Source organism: Pseudomonas sp. LAMO17WK12:I5 (genome assembly GCF_900215165.1).
Lineage (GTDB): Bacteria > Pseudomonadota > Gammaproteobacteria > Pseudomonadales > Pseudomonadaceae > Aquipseudomonas > Aquipseudomonas putida_A.
On the sequence record NZ_OBDS01000002.1, the window covers coordinates 189,726 to 207,501 of the forward strand.

Here is a 17,776-nt window from a genome sequence, read left to right on the forward strand (position 1 = left end):
TTCCATATCAAGTGTGCACAGCCTCTAGACTGCCTCCTTGATTTGCTAGAGGAGTGCGCGTCAGTCGCGCTCCCAATCTTTACATAGGCTTCCCCCCGAAATGATGGACATCAACGAGATTCGCGAATACCTGCCTCACCGTTACCCGTTCCTGCTGGTGGACCGGGTGGTGGAACTGGACACTGAAGGCAAGCGCATTCGCGCCTACAAGAATGTCAGCATCAATGAGCCATTCTTCAACGGCCACTTCCCGGCGCACCCGATCATGCCGGGCGTACTGATCATCGAAGCGATGGCCCAGGCTGCCGGGATCCTCGGTTTCAAAATGCTCGACGTGAAACCGGCCGATGGCACCCTTTACTACTTCGTCGGTTCCGACAAGCTGCGTTTCCGTCAGCCGGTGCTGCCGGGTGACCAGTTGATCCTGGAAGCCAAGTTCATCAGCTGCAAGCGCCAGATCTGGAAATTCGAATGCCAGGCTTCGGTCGACGGCAAGCCAGTCTGCTCGGCTGAAATCATCTGTGCGGAACGCAAGCTATGAGTTTGATTGACCCTCGCGCAATCATCGATCCGTCGGCCGTTCTGGCTGACGGCGTCGAGGTCGGCCCGTGGTCGATCGTCGGCGCAGGTGTGGAAATCGGCGAGGGTACCGTGATCGGGCCGCATGTGGTCCTCAAAGGCCCGACCCGCATCGGCAAGCACAACCGCATCTACCAGTTTTCCTCGGTAGGCGAAGACACGCCGGATCTGAAGTACAAAGGCGAAGAAACCCGTCTGGTGATCGGTGATCACAACGTCATTCGCGAAGGCGTGACGATTCACCGTGGCACCGTGCAGGACCGTTCGGAAACCACGCTGGGCGATCACAACCTGATCATGGCGTACGCCCACATCGGGCATGACAGCGTCATCGGCGACCACTGCATCCTGGTCAACAACACCGCGTTGGCCGGGCATGTCCACGTTGACGATTGGGCGATCCTTTCCGGTTTCACCCTGGTGCATCAGTACTGCCACATCGGCGCCCACAGTTTTTCCGGCATGGGCACTGCCATCGGCAAGGACGTTCCGGCGTTCGTCACCGTGTTCGGCAACCCGGCCGAAGCGCGCAGCATGAACTTCGAAGGCATGCGCCGTCGTGGTTTCAGCGAAGACGCGATTCACGCGCTGCGCCGCGCTTATAAGACCGTGTATCGCCAGGGCCTGACCGTGGAGCAAGCGTTGGCCGAATTGGCCGAATCTGCTGCGCAGTTCCCGGAAGTTGCGCTGTTTCGTGACTCGATCCAGTCGTCGACTCGCGGCATCACCCGCTGATCATGGCCAGTCTGCGTATTGCGCTGGTGGCGGGCGAAGCTTCCGGTGACATTCTGGGCGCCGGCCTCATGCGCGCCCTCAAGGCTCAACATCCGGCAGTCGAGTTCATCGGTGTCGGCGGTCCGTTGATGCAGGCCGAGGGCCTGACGTCTTATTTCCCCATGGAACGTCTGTCGGTCATGGGGCTGGTGGAAGTCCTTGGGCGGCTGCGCGAGCTGCTCAAGCGCCGCAAGGACCTGATCGCCGCGCTGATCGCCGAGAAACCGGATGTGTTCATCGGCATCGACGCTCCCGATTTCAACCTCAACATCGAACTCAAGCTGCGTCAGGCCGGGATCAAGACCGTGCATTACGTCAGCCCTTCGGTGTGGGCGTGGCGCCAGAAGCGTGTGCTGAAGATTCGCGAAGGCTGCGATCTGATGCTCACCCTGTTGCCGTTCGAAGCAAAATTTTACGAAGAGCAGGGCGTGCCAGTGCGGTTCGTCGGTCATACGCTGGCCGATACCATTCCGTTGCAGGCCGATCGCGCCGCAGCGCGTGCCGAACTCGGCTTGCCCGACGGGCCGCTGGTGGCATTGATGCCCGGCAGTCGCGGTGGTGAAGTCGGCCGTCTCGGTGCGCTGTTCCTGGATACTGCCGAACGTCTGCGGGCCATGCGCCCCGGGCTGCGCTTCGTCATCCCGTGCGCCAATGCCGAGCGTCGCGCTCAGCTCGAAGAGTTGCTGGTTGGCCGCGACTTGCCAGTAACCCTGCTCGACGGCAAGTCGCATCTGGCCTTGGCGGCGTGTAACGCGGTGCTGATCGCTTCGGGCACGGCGACGCTGGAAGCGTTGCTGTACAAGCGGCCAATGGTCGTTGCGTATCGCCTGGCACCGCTGACCTTCTGGATTCTCAAGCGCATGGTCAAGAGCCCGTACGTGTCGCTGCCGAACCTGCTGGCCCAGCGTCTGTTGGTGCCGGAATTGTTGCAGGATGATGCGACAGTCGAGGCCCTGGCCCAGACACTGTTGCCATTGATCGAAGGCGGCGAAGAGCAGACCCGAGGCTTCGACGAGATCCACCGCACCCTGCGGCTGGATGCTTCCAATCAGGCGGCGGATGCCGTCCTCAACCTGATCGGTCAGAAACAATGAGCAAGACGATGCAGATGGGCCTGGATTTCACCCTGGTCGCCGAAGTCGAAGAACTGGTGGCCGGTGTCGACGAAGTCGGTCGTGGCCCGTTGTGCGGCGCAGTGGTGACGGCGGCGGTGATCCTCGATCCGAACCGGCCGATCCTCGGCCTCAACGACTCGAAGAAACTCACTGAAGCCAAGCGCGAGAAACTCTACGACGAGATCATCGAGAAATCCCTGAGCTGGTGCATTGCACGCGCCGAAGTCGAGGAAATCGACGAGCTGAACATCCTCCACGCGACCATGCTCGCCATGCAACGCGCGGTGGCCGGGCTGCATATTCAGCCGAAACTGGCGATGATCGACGGCAACCGGTGCCCGAAACTGCCGATGCGCGCCGAAGCGGTGGTGCAGGGTGACGGCAAGGTACCGGCCATCGCTGCCGCGTCGATTCTGGCCAAAGTCAGCCGCGACCGTGAAATGGCTGCATTCGAATTGATCTACCCGGGGTACGGCATCGGCGGTCATAAAGGCTACCCGACGCCCGTTCATCTGGAAGCGTTGGTGCGCCTTGGCCCGACCCCGATTCACCGGCGCTCCTTCGCCCCGGTGCGTCAGGCTTACGAGGCGCTCGAAGGCCTGACGCAGGTTTAGGCGCAAGGCTGATGTTTTGTTCGAGGCCCGGTACAATCCGGGCCTTGTTGTCTCTATGTAACTGGACAGGATCACTATGCCGGCTTCATTCGTTCATCTACGCCTGCACACTGAATACTCCCTGGTCGACGGGCTGGTGCGGATCAAGCCACTGGTCAAGGCGCTGACCGGCATGAACATGCCGGCCGTGGCGGTCACCGATCAGAACAACATGTGTTCCCTGGTCAAATTCTATAAAAACGCCATGGGCGCCGGCATCAAGCCGATCTGCGGTGCCGACCTGTGGCTGTCGAACAAGGATCCGGACGGGCCATTGAGCCGGATCAGCCTGTTGGTGATGAACGCCAAGGGTTATCGCAACCTCACCGAGTTGATCTCGCGCGGCTTCATCGATGGCCAGCGCAACGGCATGATCATCATCGAGCGTGAATGGGTCGCCGAGGCCAACGAAGGCCTGATCATGCTGTCCGCCGCCAAAGAAGGCGAGATCGGCATGGCCATGATCAGTGGCAACCCGGACGAAGCCGAAACGCTGGCGCGCGAATGGATGGCGGTGTTCCCGGATCGTTTCTATCTGGAGATCCAGCGCACCAATCGTCCCAACGACGAAGAGCAACTGCACGGTGCCGTGGCCCTGGCCGACAAGCTCGGCGCGCCGCTGGTGGCGACCAACGATGTGCGTTTCATCAAGCAGGAAGACTTCGCTGCCCACGAAACCCGCGTGTGCATCGGTGAGGGCCGTGCCCTCGACGATCCGCGGCGTTCGAAGAATTACAGCGACCAGCAATACCTCAAAAGCGCCGAGGAAATGGCCGAGCTGTTCAGCGACATTCCCGACGCGATCGAAAACACCGTCGAGATCGCCAAGCGCTGCAACATCGACGTGAAGCTGGGCAAGCACTTCCTGCCCGACTACCCGATTCCCGATGGCATGACCATCGACGAATATTTCCGCAAGGTGTCGTTCGACGGTCTGGAAGACCGCCTCAGCGTACTACTGCCCAAGGACACCACCGAAGACTACGAGGCCAAGCGTCAGGTCTATGTCGACCGGCTGAATTTCGAGCTGGATATCATCATCCAGATGGGCTTCCCCGGTTATTTCCTGATCGTGATGGACTTTATCCAGTGGGCCAAGAACAACGGTGTGCCGGTGGGCCCGGGCCGTGGGTCGGGTGCCGGCTCGCTGGTGGCCTATGTGCAGAAGATCACTGACCTCGATCCGCTGGAATACGACCTGCTGTTCGAACGTTTCCTTAACCCGGAACGGGTCTCGATGCCCGACTTCGACGTCGACTTCTGCATGGACGGTCGTGACCGGGTGATCGACTACGTGGCCGAGAAATACGGTCGCAACGCGGTAAGCCAGATCATCACCTTCGGTTCCATGGCCGCCAAGGCTGTGGTGCGCGACGTGGCACGGGCCCAGGGCAAGTCATTCGGCCTGGCGGATCGTCTGTCGAAGATGATTCCGTTCGAAGTCGGCATGACCCTGGAAAAAGCCTACGAGCAGGAGGAGATCCTGCGCGACTTCATCAAGGTCGATGAGGAAGCGGCGGAAATCTGGGAGATGGCGCGCAAGCTCGAGGGTGTGGTGCGTAACGTCGGCAAGCACGCCGGTGGTGTGGTAATCGCCCCGACCAAGCTGACCGACTTCTCGCCGATCTATTGCGACGAGGCTGGCGATGGTCTGGTGACCCAGTTCGACAAGGACGACGTCGAGGCGGCCGGTCTGGTGAAGTTCGACTTCCTCGGCCTGCGGACCCTGACGATCATCGACTGGGCGCTGAAAACCATCAACCGTGACCGCGCCAAGGTCAACGAGCCGCCGCTGGATATCGCGTTTATCCCGCTGGATGACAAACCGACTTATCAGTTGCTGCAAAAAGCTGAAACCACCGCGGTATTCCAGCTCGAATCCCGGGGCATGAAAGAGCTGATCAAAAAGCTCAAGCCTGACTGTCTCGAAGACTTGATCGCACTGGTGGCCCTGTTCCGTCCGGGCCCGCTGCAATCGGGCATGGTGGATGACTTCATCAACCGTAAGCACGGTCGCGCCGAATTGGCTTATCCGCATCCGGATTACCAGTATGAAGGCCTGCAGCCGGTACTGGCGCCGACTTACGGCATCATTCTGTATCAGGAACAGGTGATGCAGATCGCCCAGGTCATGGCCGGTTACACCCTCGGTGGTGCGGACATGCTGCGTCGGGCGATGGGTAAGAAAAAACCCGAGGAAATGGCCAAGCAGCGCGGCGGCTTTATTGAAGGTTGTGCGTCGAACAATATCGACGCGGATCTTGCCGGTAACATTTTCGACCTGGTGGAAAAATTCGCCGGTTACGGCTTCAACAAGTCCCACTCCGCTGCTTACGGCCTGGTGTCGTACCAGACTGCCTGGCTGAAAGCCCACTACCCGGCGCCATTCATGGCGGCGGTGCTTTCGGCGGATATGCACAACACCGACAAGGTCGTGACCTTGATCGAGGAAGTGCGCACGATGAAGCTGCGCCTCGACGCGCCGGACGTGAACACTTCGGAGTTCAAGTTCACGGTGAACGACGAAGGCCGCATCGTGTACGGCCTGGGCGCGATCAAAGGTGTCGGTGAAGGTCCGGTGGAAGCGATTACCGAGGCTCGTCAGGCCGGTCCATTCAAGGATCTGTTCGACTTCTGCGCCAGGGTCGACCTCAAGCGCATCAACAAGCGCACGCTGGACGGTTTGATCCGCAGCGGCGCGCTGGATCGCCTCGGGCCGTACTTCCACGATGAACAAAAGGCTTATCAGGCCAATATCGACCGCAACCGCGCCGTGCTGTTGGCCGCGATGGAAGAGGCGATCAAGTCGGCCGAGCAGACCGCACGCACCCGCGACAGCGGCCATGCCGACCTGTTCGGCGGGCTGTTTGTCGAGGAAGACGCGGACGTCTACGCGACGCACCGCAAGGCCAAGGAGCTGACCCTCAAGGAGCGGCTCAAGGGTGAGAAAGACACTCTGGGCCTGTACCTGACCGGTCACCCGATCGACGAGTACGAAGGCGAGATTCGCCGTTTCGCCCGGCAGCGCATTATCGACCTGAAACCGGCCCGCGACACGCAAACCGTGGCCGGGATGATCATTGCCCTGCGGGTGATGAAGAACAAGAAGGGCGACAAGATGGGCTTTATCACCCTCGACGACCGCTCGGGGCGGATCGAGGCGTCGCTGTTCGCCGATGCGTTCCACTCCGCGCAGTCACTGCTGCAGACCGACGCGATGGTGGTGGTCGAAGGCGAGGTCAGCAACGACGACTTCTCCGGCGGCCTGCGCCTGCGGGTCAAACGGGTGATGAGCATGGAAGATGCACGGACCAATCTGGCCGAGAGCCTGCGCCTGAAGCTGCACACTCAGGACTTGAAAGGCGATCAGCTACGCTGGTTGGGTGAGCTGCTCAAGCGTCACCGCGGGGCGTGCCCGATCACCATGGAGTACACCAGCCCCGATGCGAAGACCTTGCTGCAGTTCGGCGAGACGTGGCGAATCGACCCGGCGGATGCGTTGATTCAAGCCCTGCGTGACCAGTTCGGGCGAGACAACGTCTTCCTCCAATACCGTTGACCGGCAAGTGCCATCATTGCGCTTGCCCACAACCTGAATTTTTAATCTCGACCTCAGCGCGCCTCTCCCTTAAGGTAGGGCGCGAATAGACAACCGGCCGGCCCAAGCTCATTTGGGACACGACCCAAGACGGACGCCTATGAACCCGAATTTTCTAGATTTCGAACAGCCGATCGCCGACCTGCAAGCCAAGATCGAAGAGTTGCGCTTGGTCGGTAATGACAATTCGCTGAATATCGGCGATGAGATCTCCCGCTTGCAGGACAAGAGCCGCACGCTGACCGAAGACATCTTCGGCAAGCTGACCAGCTGGCAGATCGCACGCCTGGCGCGTCACCCGAAACGCCCGTACACCCTCGACTACATCGAGCACATCTTCACCGAGTTCGACGAACTGCACGGTGACCGTCACTTCTCCGACGACGCGGCCATTGTGGGCGGCGTTGCACGTCTGGAAGACCAGCCGGTGATGATCATCGGCCACCAGAAGGGCCGTGAAGTGCGTGAGAAGGTACGCCGCAACTTCGGCATGCCGCGTCCGGAAGGCTACCGCAAGGCCTGCCGTCTGATGGAGATGGCCGAGCGTTTCAAGATGCCGATCCTGACCTTCATCGACACCCCGGGTGCTTACCCGGGCATTGACGCTGAAGAGCGCAACCAGAGCGAAGCGATTGCCTGGAACCTGCGCGTGATGTCGCGTCTGAAGACCCCGATCATCGCCACCGTCATCGGTGAGGGTGGTTCCGGTGGTGCACTGGCCATCGGCGTCTGCGATCAACTGAACATGCTGCAATATTCGACCTACGCGGTGATCTCGCCGGAAGGTTGCGCTTCGATTCTGTGGAAAACCGCCGAAAAAGCGCCGGATGCCGCTGAAGCCATGGGCATCACCGCCGAGCGCCTGAAAGGTCTGGGTATCGTTGACAAGGTGATCGGTGAACCACTGGGCGGCGCTCACCGTGATCCGGCGGCTGCCGCTGCATCGATCCGTGCCGAGCTGAGCTCGCAGCTGGCGATGCTGAAGAAGTTCGACAACGAAGCGCTGCTCAAGCGTCGTTACGATCGTCTGATGAGCTACGGTCTCTGACAGATCTCGCAATACCCAATGTGGGAGCGGGCTTGCTCGCGAAAGCGGTATAACAGTCGACAGATGTGTTGATTGTTGAAACGCCTTCGCGAGCAAGCCCGCTCCCACATTTGATTTGGGCAAACAGTTAGATAGGGGTCAGTCCGTGAGTGATCTGCCGTCCCGGCTTCTGCTGAACCTTGCAGCCTGGCGCAATGCCAGGACCTGGCGCGTGGCTTTCTCCGGTGGTCTCGATTCCACCGTCCTGCTGCATCTGCTTGCGCATCTCGCTAAACACCATTCCCTGCCGGCGCTCAGCGCCATCCATATCCACCATGGCCTCCAGGCTGCGGCTGATGCGTGGCCGGCGCATTGTCAGTCGGTCTGCGATACGCTGGGCGTTTCTTTGCAAGTGATTCGGGTGTCAGTACAACTCGGCGCCAGTCTGGAGCGGGCGGCGCGGGAGGCGCGGTATGCGGCGTTCACCTCGCTGACCGAGGCGGATGAGGTGCTGCTGACCGGGCAACACCGTGATGATCAGGCCGAAACCCTGCTGTTTCGCCTGATGCGCGGTGCCGGTGTTCGCGGTCTTTCGGCGATGCCGGCGCAGCGACCGTTGGGGCAGGGCACGCTGGTGCGGCCATTGCTCGACGTCACGCGCGCCGAGCTTGAGGCTTACGCCCGCGCGCATCAGTTGCGCTGGATCGAAGACCCGTCAAACCAGGATCGGCAGTTCTCGCGCAACTATCTACGCCATCAGGTGCTGCCGTTGCTCACCGCGCGCTGGCCGCAGGCGCAGGCGAGCATGGCCCGCAGCGCGGCGCACCTGCGTGAGGCGCAAGGCTTGCTCGATGAGCTGGCGCAGCTCGATCTGGCGCAAACCGCCACGCCGAGCGAGTTTTCATGGCTGGGCCTGCCGTCGCTGGAGCTGGCGCCGCTGACGAGTCTGTCCGCCGCTCGTCAGCGCAATGCACTCAGCCACTGGCTCGAACCGCTGACCCGGCTGCCCGACACTGACCATTGGTCGGGTTGGAACGACCTGTGCGGTGCTGCCAGCGATGCATCCCCGGTCTGGCGTCTGGCCGACGGTGAGCTGCAGCGCAGCGCCGGCCGGGTATGGTGGTTGAGCGGCGACTGGCTGCGCGCGCCAGCGGTCAGCGTCGAGTGGCCTGACCCGTCGACAACGCTACGCTTGGCGAATAACGGGCGTGTCATGTTCAGCGGGCAGACTCCCGTCGGGCCGCTGCGCATTGGCTATCGGCAGGGCGGCGAGCTGATGCATCTGGCGGGGCGCGGCCACCGCGATCTCAAGCGCCTGCTCAATGAGCGCGCGGTGCCGGGCTTCGTCCGTGGCAGATTGCCGCTGCTGTTTCGCGGCGCAGAATTGCTCGCCGTGGCGAACCTGCCGGGGCTTGACGGGCAGGAGTCGGACGGCTGGAAATTGCATTGGCAGCCAACAGACGAAGATCAAGGTTTGAGATGAAAGGGGCATTCCGGTAGACTACGCTCCCTTCTTGATACAACTTCTGTGGATTCGCCTGAATTGCAGGAGTTGCCGATTACCAAGCAGTCTTTGCTGGGCGATTCCAAAAAATGTGTAGCGAGCAACGTACCGGTGTTTCATCTGCCGGTCTGTCCCAACGCGGCGGTTTTTTTGAAAGGTGCACTGTGATTAATGCAGGTGATCGGGGGCTTCGGCCTTCCTTCGCTTTCCCCGGCGGCTCGTACCGCTTTAACGCAGACTTCTAGGGTTTTTCATGACGCGCTACATATTCGTCACGGGCGGTGTTGTTTCTTCATTGGGGAAAGGCATTGCCTCGGCTTCATTGGCGGCCATCCTGGAGGCGCGGGGGCTTAAGGTCACCATGCTTAAGCTGGATCCGTACATCAACGTCGACCCGGGCACCATGAGCCCGTTCCAGCACGGTGAAGTGTTCGTCACCCACGACGGCGCCGAGACCGACCTGGACCTGGGCCACTACGAGCGGTTCATCCGCACGACCATGACCCAGAACAACAACTTCACCACTGGCCGTGTCTACGAGCACGTGCTGCGCAAAGAGCGCCGTGGTGACTACCTGGGTGCAACCATCCAGGTGATTCCGCACATTACCGACGAAATCAAGCGTCGCATCATCAAGGGTGCCGGCGATGCCGACGTGGCCCTGGTGGAAATCGGCGGTACCGTTGGCGACATCGAATCGCAACCGTTCCTCGAAGCCATCCGTCAGCTGCGTGTGGAAGTCGGTTCCAAGCGCGCGATGCTGATGCACCTGACGCTGGTTCCGTACATCGCCACCGCTGGCGAGACCAAAACCAAGCCAACCCAGCACTCGGTCAAAGAGCTGCGTTCGATCGGCCTGCAGCCAGACGTGCTGATCTGCCGCTCCGACCATCCGGTGGATGTGTCGTCGCGTCGCAAGATCGCGCTGTTCACCAACGTTGAAGAGCGTGCGGTGATCTCCCTGGAAGACGTCGACACCATCTACAAGATTCCGGCCGTGCTGCACGCTCAGGGTCTGGACGATTTCGTCGTCGAGCGTTTCGGCCTGCAATGCAATGGCGCCGACCTGTCCGAGTGGGAAAAGGTCGTCGATGCCAAGCTCAATCCAGAGCACGAAGTGACCATCGCGATGGTCGGCAAGTACATGGAACTGCTGGACGCCTACAAGTCGCTGATCGAAGCGATGAGTCACGCCGGCATCACCAACCGTACCAAGGTCAACCTGCGTTACATCGATTCCGAAGACATCGAGAACCAGGGCACTGCGCTGCTCGAAGGTGTCGACGCGATCCTCGTTCCGGGCGGCTTCGGTCTGCGTGGCGTGGAAGGCAAGATCACTGCCGTTCAGTACGCTCGTGAAAACAAGGTTCCGTACCTGGGCATCTGCCTGGGCATGCAAGTGGCGGTTATCGAGTTCGCCCGTAACGTGCTGGGCTGGAAAGACGCCAACTCCACCGAATTCGATCGCGCCAGCGGCCATCCGGTCGTGGGTCTGATCACCGAGTGGGAAGACGCCACCGGCGCAGTTGAAGTGCGTACCGAAGCGTCCGATCTGGGCGGCACCATGCGCCTCGGCGCTCAGGAATGCCTGCTCGAAGCCGGCTCCAAGGTGCACGATTGCTACGGCAAGGACGTGATCGTTGAACGTCACCGTCACCGCTACGAAGTGAACAACAACCTGCTGCCACAAATCATCGAAGCCGGCCTGAAAATCTCCGGTCGCTCCGCTGATGCCGCGCTGGTTGAAGTGGTCGAAGCACCGGATCATCCTTGGTTCGTCGCTTGCCAGTTCCACCCGGAGTTCACCTCGACGCCACGTGACGGTCACCCGCTGTTCAGCGGTTTCGTGAAAGCTGCGTTGGCTCAACACCAGAAGAAGGCGTAACCCGATGGCACAGAAGATCATCCGCGTCGGCGACATCGAAATCGCCAACGACAAACCCATGGTGCTGTTCGGCGGCATGAACGTGCTGGAAAGCCGCGACATGGCCATGCAGGTTTGCGAAGAGTACGTGAAGGTCACCGAGAAACTCGGTATCCCTTACGTGTTCAAGGCCAGCTTCGACAAGGCCAACCGATCTTCTGTGACCTCGTATCGCGGTCCTGGCCTGGAAGAGGGCATGCGCATCTTCCAGGACATCAAACAAGCCTTCGGCGTGCCGATCATCACCGACGTCCACGAGCCTGATCAGGCCGCGGTCGTCGCTGAAGTCTGCGACATCATCCAGCTGCCGGCCTTCCTGTCGCGCCAGACCGATCTGGTCGTCGCGATGGCCAAGACCAACGCTGTGATCAACATCAAGAAAGCCCAGTTCCTCGCGCCTCAGGAAATGAAACACATCCTGAACAAGTGCGTGGAAGCGGGTAACGATCAATTGATCCTCTGCGAGCGTGGTTCGAGCTTCGGCTATAACAACCTCGTGGTCGACATGCTCGGCTTCGGCATCATGAAGCAGTTCGAGTACCCGGTATTCTTCGACGTGACCCACTCGCTGCAAATGCCTGGCGGTCGTTCCGACTCCGCCGGCGGGCGCCGTGCACAGGTCACCGATCTGGCCAAGGCGGGCATGAGCCAGTCGCTGGCCGGCCTGTTCCTCGAAGCGCATCCGGATCCGGACAACGCCAAATGCGACGGCCCTTGCGCCTTGCGTCTGGACAAACTGGAGCCATTTCTGGCCCAGCTCAAAGCTTTGGACGAACTGGTGAAGAGTTTTCCGACGGTAGAAACCGCGTAAAGCTCATTTCTCCGGTAAAGTACCGCACGATTTGTCGCACATGCCCTCGGGCATGTGCGTTGTCGTCTGCAAGCTGCCCGCTGCACACCACTTGCCGACGGTCAAAAGATTTCCTCTAGCTGCGTCGTTTTCGTCAACTTTGGAGTGTTTACAACAATGGCAAAAATCGTCGACATCAAAGGTCGTGAAGTTCTCGACTCCCGTGGCAATCCCACCGTGGAAGCGGACGTGCTTCTCGACAACGGCATCATCGGCAGCGCCTGCGCGCCGTCCGGTGCATCCACTGGCTCGCGTGAAGCGCTCGAGCTGCGTGATGGCGACAAGAGCCGTTACCTGGGCAAAGGTGTGCTCAAGGCGGTAGCCAACATCAACGGTCCGATCCGCGATCTGCTGCTGGGCACTGACCCAAGCGACCAGAAAGCCCTCGACCACGCGATGATCAAGCTCGACGGTACCGAAAACAAGGCAACCCTGGGCGCCAACGCCATCCTCGCCGTTTCCCTGGCTGCGGCCAAAGCGGCTGCACAGGACCAGGATCTGCCACTGTACGCACACATCGCCAACCTGAACGGCACCCCGGGTGTGTACTCGATGCCGGTGCCGATGATGAACATCATCAACGGTGGCGAGCACGCCGATAACAACGTCGACATCCAGGAATTCATGGTGCAGCCGGTTGGCGCCAAGACGTTCTCGGAAGGTCTGCGTATGGGCACCGAGATTTTCCATCACCTCAAAGCTGTGCTGAAGGCCCGTGGTCTGAGCACCGCTGTTGGCGACGAAGGCGGTTTCGCACCGAACCTGGCATCCAACGAAGACGCGCTGAAAGTGATCTCCGAAGCCGTGGCCAACGCCGGTTACAAGTTGGGCACTGACGTGACCCTGGCGCTGGACTGCGCGGCCAGCGAATTCTACGAAGACGGCAAGTACAACCTGTCCGGTGAAGGCCAGGTGTTCACCGCTGAAGGTTTCGCCGATTATCTGAAAGGCCTGACCGAACGTTATCCGATCATCTCGATCGAAGACGGTCTGGACGAGTCCGACTGGGCTGGCTGGAAGATCCTCACCGACAAGATCGGCGAGAAGACCCAACTGGTCGGCGACGACCTGTTCGTGACCAACACCAAGATCCTGAAAGAAGGCATCGATAAAAAGATCGCCAACTCGATCCTGATCAAGTTCAACCAGATCGGCACCCTGACCGAAACCCTGGAAGCCATCCAGATGGCCAAGGCTGCCGGTTATACCGCGGTGATCTCGCACCGTTCGGGCGAAACCGAAGATTCGACCATCGCCGACCTGGCCGTGGGCACTTCGGCTGGCCAGATCAAGACCGGTTCGCTGTGCCGTTCCGACCGCGTTTCCAAGTACAACCAACTGCTGCGTATCGAAGAGCAGTTGAATGGCAAAGCCAAGTACAACGGTCGCTCCGAGTTCCGCGGTTAAGCAGTAGATGGTAAAAAGACACCGGATTGTGTCGGAAAAGTCGTGACAGCGATGGATTTGCCACTAATCTGATGCCTTACATGCACAAGCCTGGATCTTCCAGGCTTCGTGCTATCAGACGTTTCAAAGTTTTGGCGTGGCTGTCTTTTTTCACTGGATACCTGATATTCGATGCGCAGTCCTTACTGGTTGTTTCTCGTTTTGCTCTTGCTGCTGGCCGGTCTGCAGTACCGCCTGTGGGTGGGCAATGGCAGTCTGGCGCAGGTCGCCGAGCTGAAGCAGCAGATTGCTGATCAGCACGCCGAGAACGAAGGCCTGCTGGAGCGCAATCGGGTGATGGACGCCGAAGTCAGCGAGTTGAAGAAAGGCATGGAGACCGTTGAAGAACGGGCTCGCCATGAGCTGGGCATGGTCAAGGACGGTGAAACCCTTTACCAGCTCGCGCAATGATCGATTCCCTGCCGGCCTTCTGGGCCGTGATTCCTGCCGCGGGCGTCGGTGCCCGAATGGCCGCGGACCGTCCCAAGCAATATCTGCAACTGGGCGGGCGCACAATTCTCGAACACAGCCTCGGCTGTTTCCTTGATCACCCGAGCCTCAAGGGGCTGGTGGTCAGTCTGGCGGTTGATGATCCTTATTGGCCAAACCTGGCTTGCGCCAGCGACTCGCGGATTCAGCGGGTCGAGGGTGGCACGGAGCGTTCCGGGTCGGTGCTGAACGCTTTGCTGCATTTGCATGCTCAGGGTGCCGATGACGATGACTGGGTGCTGGTGCACGATGCGGCACGGCCCAACCTGAGTCGCGACGATCTCGACAAGTTGCTGGTTGAACTGGCGGATGATGCCGTCGGCGGTCTGCTGGCCGTGCCGGCGCGCGATACCCTGAAGCGGGTCGACAAGCACGGTCGTGTGCTTGAAACCGTGGATCGCAGCGTGATCTGGCAAGCCTATACGCCGCAGATGTTCCGTCTCGGTGCCTTGCATCGGGCGTTGGCCGACAGTCTGGTGGCGGATGCGGTGATTACCGATGAAGCCTCGGCGATGGAGTGGGCCGGTCTGGCGCCGCGCCTGATCGAAGGGCGGGCGGACAACCTCAAGGTCACCCGGCCGGAAGACCTGGAGTGGTTGCGTCAGCGTTGGGCTAACCGTCGCTGATTGCTGTGGCGCTTGTTCGATCGCTTTCGCGAGCAAGCCCGCTCCCACCCTTGAATTGCGCCGAACACAAATTTTGCATTCACCGCCAATCCCCTGTGGGAGCGGGCTTGCTCGCGAAGGCGGTCGCACAGACATCCCATCACTCAGCCCCGATACTCCGGCCGCTCGGCCAACCCTTCCTTCAAGAAATCCACCAGCTTGCGCACCTTCGGCGACAAATGCCGCTGCTGTGGATACAACGCCCACACCGCCGTGTTCGGCGGCTGATGCGCCTCCAATAAAGAAATCAGTGCCCCACTGTGCAAATGTTCGAGTACGTAATAGTCCGGCAACTGGCATAAGCCTACCCCTTGCAACGCAGCATCCAGCACCGCTTGCCCACTGTTGCAGCGCCAGTTTCCCTGTACGCGCTGGGAAAACTCCCGGCCGTTCTGTTCCAGTTGCCACAGGTCCGAGCTGCCGATCAGGCAATTGTGCCGGCTCAGTTCCGACAAGCTGTGTGGGCGGCCATACCGTTCCACGTAGGAAGGAGACGCGCACAGGTACATCCGACGCGGCGCCAGGCGGGTGGCGACCAATCGAGAATCCTGCAATCGGCCCAGACGGATCGCCAGATCCAGTCCCTCATGCACCAGATCGAGTTGGCGGTTACTCAGCTCGATATCAACGCGCAGTTGCGGGTATTGCCCCATGAACCGCGTCACCAACGGCACGATAAACCGCTCGCCATAGGCCACGGCGCAGGTCATGCGCAGCATGCCTTTCGGTTCGCTGGTCAGGTCGCCGACCGCGCGCAGAGCTTCTTCGCGACCGTCCTGCAGGCGCTGACAATGCTGCAGAAAGGTCTGACCGGCTTCGGTCAGGGTCACACGACGGGTGCTGCGGTAGAGCAGGCGCGTCTGTAATCGATCCTCCAGCCGTACGATTTGTCGACTGATGTGTGAGGAGGAAACCCCAAGGCGTTCGGCCGCAGCGGTGAATTGGCTGCATTCGGCGACGGCGACGAACTCGTCGATACCTTCCCAGCGGTTTTCGGACATTTGATTATCCCTGTACAGCAATAATATTTTGCATTTGTCCGGATTATTAATCAGTTGGCGCTGAACTACACTGCCTGTCTGGTTTTTTATTCATTGGATTCACTGGAGAGTCAGCATGATCAAGTCGCGCGCCGCCGTTGCCTTCGAGGCCAAGAAGCCGCTGGAAATCGTAGAAGTCGATGTGGCCATGCCCAAGGCCGGTGAAGTGTTGCTGCGCGTGGTGGCTTCCGGGGTTTGCCACACTGACGCCTACACCCTGTCCGGCGCGGATCCGGAAGGTATCTTCCCGTCGATCCTCGGCCACGAAGGTGGCGCGATCGTTGAAGCCATCGGCGAGGGCGTCACCTCGGTCGCCGTCGGTGACCACGTGATTCCGCTGTACACCCCGGAATGCGGCCAGTGCAAATTCTGCAAGTCGGGCAAGACCAACCTGTGCCAGGCGATTCGAGCCACTCAGGGCAAAGGCCTGATGCCGGACGGCACTTCGCGCTTTTCCTACAAGGGCCAAACGATTTTCCACTACATGGGTACTTCGACGTTCTCGGAATACACCGTACTGCCGGAAATCTCCGTGGCGAAAATCGCCAAGGATGCGCCGCTGGAAAAGGTCTGCCTGCTCGGTTGCGGTGTAACCACCGGTATCGGTGCGGTGATCAACACCGCCAAGGTCAAGCCGGGTGACACTGTGGCGATCTTCGGTCTCGGCGGCATCGGTCTGTCGGCCGTCATCGGTGCAGTGAAAGCCAAGGCTGCGCGGATCATCGCCATCGACATCAATCCGGCCAAGTTCGAGATCGCCAAGCAGTTGGGCGCCACCGATTGCGTCAACCCGAAAGACTTCGATCGTCCGATCCAGGAAGTGATCGTCGACATGACCGACGGCGGCGTCGATTTCTCTTTCGAGTGCATCGGCAACGTGCAACTGATGCGCGCGGCGCTGGAATGCTGCCACAAGGGCTGGGGCGAATCGGTGATCATCGGTGTTGCCGGTGCCGGTCAGGAAATTTCGACCCGTCCGTTCCAACTGGTGACCGGTCGCGTCTGGCGTGGTTCGGCGTTCGGTGGCGTGCGTGGCCGTACCGAGCTGCCAAGCTATGTCGACATGGCGCAGAGCGGCGAGATTCCGCTGGATACTTTCATTACCCACACCATGGGGCTGGAAGATATCAACAAGGCCTTCGATCTGATGCACGAAGGCAAGAGCATCCGTACCGTCATTCATTTCTGATCATTCGCGACGCCACGGCTACAGACCTTGAAGGTTTATAGCCGGGGCCGCGTAGGAGTCTTTACATGAGTCTGGAAAATATCTCCTGTCAGAAAAGTTTCGGCGGCTGGCACAAGCGCTATCGCCACCGTTCCGACGTGCTCGGCTGCGACATGGTGTTTGCCGTGTACCTGCCGCCGCAAGCGGAGCAGGGTGGCAAGCTGCCGGTGCTGTACTGGCTGTCCGGCCTGACCTGCACCGACGAGAACTTCATGCAGAAGGCCGGGGCGATGCGCATGGCCGCCGAACTCGGTCTGATCATCGTCGCGCCGGACACCAGTCCGCGCGGCCCGGATGTGCCGGGTGATCCAGATGGCGCCTGGGATTTCGGCCTTGGCGCCGGGTTCTATCTGAATGCCACGCAGGAACCATGGTCGCGGCACTATCGGATGCATGACTATGTCGTGCAGGAATTGCCTGCACTGGTTGAAGCGCATTTCCCGGCGTCGGACAAACGCAGCATCAGCGGCCACTCCATGGGCGGTCACGGTGCACTGGTCTGCGCGCTGCGCAACCCGGGGCGTTATCAGTCGGTGTCGGCGTTTTCGCCGATCAACAACCCGATGGATTGTCCGTGGGGGCAGAAAGCATTCTCCCGCTATCTGGGCGAAGACCGTTCCAAGTGGAAAGAATGGGATGCCTGCGCGCTGATTGCTGAAGCCGACGAGAAACTGTCGTTGCTGGTCGATCAGGGGGATCGCGATGACTTCCTCGCCACGCAGCTCAAACCCGAAGCCCTGCAACAAGCTGCAAAACAAGCGGGTCATCCGCTGACGCTGCGCCTGCAACCGGGCTACGACCACAGCTATTTCTTCATCTCAAGCTTCATTGATGACCACTTGCAGCATCACGCACGCGCCCTGCGCGGTTAATGCAGGTAGAAT

Annotated in this window: 15 protein-coding genes; 14 read left to right on the forward strand and 1 reads right to left on the reverse strand. The window is 60.2% G+C overall.

Annotated elements, in window-relative coordinates; all coding sequences use genetic code 11:
* Positions 1-100 precede the first annotated feature (100 nt).
* The 12 genes from fabZ (at position 101) to ispD (ending at position 14,585) form a co-directional block, all read left to right on the forward strand.
* A complete protein-coding gene (fabZ, locus tag CRO59_RS03620) occupies positions 101-541 on the forward strand; it encodes a 3-hydroxyacyl-ACP dehydratase FabZ (protein WP_003222142.1) in 441 nt (146 codons plus the stop codon).
* On the forward strand, positions 538-1,314 hold the full coding sequence (gene lpxA, locus CRO59_RS03625; RefSeq protein ID WP_097086446.1) for an acyl-ACP--UDP-N-acetylglucosamine O-acyltransferase: 777 nt from the start codon (positions 538-540) through the stop codon (positions 1,312-1,314). Before fabZ ends, lpxA begins: the two co-directional genes overlap by 4 nt.
* Positions 1,315-1,316: 2 nt before the next feature.
* Positions 1,317-2,447 carry a lipid-A-disaccharide synthase gene (gene lpxB, locus CRO59_RS03630; protein ID WP_097086448.1) on the forward strand — a complete coding sequence of 377 codons (1,131 nt, stop codon included), beginning with the start codon at positions 1,317-1,319 and terminating at the stop codon, positions 2,445-2,447.
* Positions 2,448-2,455: 8 nt separating this feature from the next.
* Positions 2,456-3,082 carry a ribonuclease HII gene (gene rnhB / locus CRO59_RS03635; protein WP_027611036.1) on the forward strand — a complete coding sequence of 209 codons (627 nt, stop codon included), beginning with the start codon at positions 2,456-2,458 and terminating at the stop codon, positions 3,080-3,082.
* A gap of 76 nt (positions 3,083-3,158) precedes the next feature.
* Positions 3,159-6,680 (forward strand): DNA polymerase III subunit alpha, encoded by a 3,522-nt coding sequence (gene dnaE / locus CRO59_RS03640; protein ID WP_097086450.1) that lies wholly within the window; start codon positions 3,159-3,161, stop codon positions 6,678-6,680.
* Positions 6,681-6,819: 139 nt separating this feature from the next.
* The gene (locus CRO59_RS03645; protein WP_064586192.1) at positions 6,820-7,767 is read left to right on the forward strand and encodes an acetyl-CoA carboxylase carboxyltransferase subunit alpha; all 948 of its coding nucleotides are present in this window, start codon (positions 6,820-6,822) and stop codon (positions 7,765-7,767) included.
* A gap of 145 nt (positions 7,768-7,912) precedes the next feature.
* Positions 7,913-9,229, forward strand: a complete 1,317-nt coding sequence (tilS, locus tag CRO59_RS03650; protein ID WP_256578356.1) for a tRNA lysidine(34) synthetase TilS — start codon at positions 7,913-7,915, stop codon at positions 9,227-9,229.
* Between the two features lie 274 nt (positions 9,230-9,503).
* Positions 9,504-11,135: a CTP synthase gene (locus CRO59_RS03655; RefSeq protein WP_003222153.1), complete on the forward strand. Its 1,632-nt coding sequence runs from the start codon at positions 9,504-9,506 to the stop codon at positions 11,133-11,135.
* A gap of 4 nt (positions 11,136-11,139) precedes the next feature.
* Entirely contained in the window at positions 11,140-11,985 is an 846-nt protein-coding gene (gene kdsA, locus CRO59_RS03660; protein WP_007954807.1) for a 3-deoxy-8-phosphooctulonate synthase, read from the forward strand.
* A gap of 156 nt (positions 11,986-12,141) precedes the next feature.
* Positions 12,142-13,431: a phosphopyruvate hydratase gene (eno, locus tag CRO59_RS03665; RefSeq protein ID WP_003222156.1), complete on the forward strand. Its 1,290-nt coding sequence runs from the start codon at positions 12,142-12,144 to the stop codon at positions 13,429-13,431.
* A 171-nt stretch (positions 13,432-13,602) separates the two neighbouring features.
* A complete protein-coding gene (gene ftsB, locus CRO59_RS03670) occupies positions 13,603-13,881 on the forward strand; it encodes a cell division protein FtsB (protein ID WP_007964293.1) in 279 nt (92 codons plus the stop codon).
* Positions 13,878-14,585, forward strand: coding sequence for a 2-C-methyl-D-erythritol 4-phosphate cytidylyltransferase (gene ispD / locus CRO59_RS03675; RefSeq protein WP_027611041.1), 708 nt, complete (start codon positions 13,878-13,880; stop codon positions 14,583-14,585). Before ftsB ends, ispD begins: the two co-directional genes overlap by 4 nt.
* Before the next feature lie 143 nt (positions 14,586-14,728).
* On the opposite strand, the gene CRO59_RS03680 is transcribed toward ispD, so the two are convergent.
* Entirely contained in the window at positions 14,729-15,625 is an 897-nt protein-coding gene (locus tag CRO59_RS03680; protein WP_007964295.1) for a LysR substrate-binding domain-containing protein, read from the reverse strand.
* Between the two features lie 115 nt (positions 15,626-15,740).
* On the opposite strand from CRO59_RS03680, the gene CRO59_RS03685 reads away from it, so the two are divergent.
* Together CRO59_RS03685 and fghA are read left to right on the forward strand one after the other, a co-directional pair.
* The gene (locus CRO59_RS03685) at positions 15,741-16,853 is read left to right on the forward strand and encodes an S-(hydroxymethyl)glutathione dehydrogenase/class III alcohol dehydrogenase (RefSeq protein ID WP_027611042.1); all 1,113 of its coding nucleotides are present in this window, start codon (positions 15,741-15,743) and stop codon (positions 16,851-16,853) included.
* Positions 16,854-16,918: 65 nt separating this feature from the next.
* Entirely contained in the window at positions 16,919-17,764 is an 846-nt protein-coding gene (gene fghA, locus CRO59_RS03690) for an S-formylglutathione hydrolase (protein ID WP_097086455.1), read from the forward strand.
* Positions 17,765-17,776: the final 12 nt, after the last annotated feature.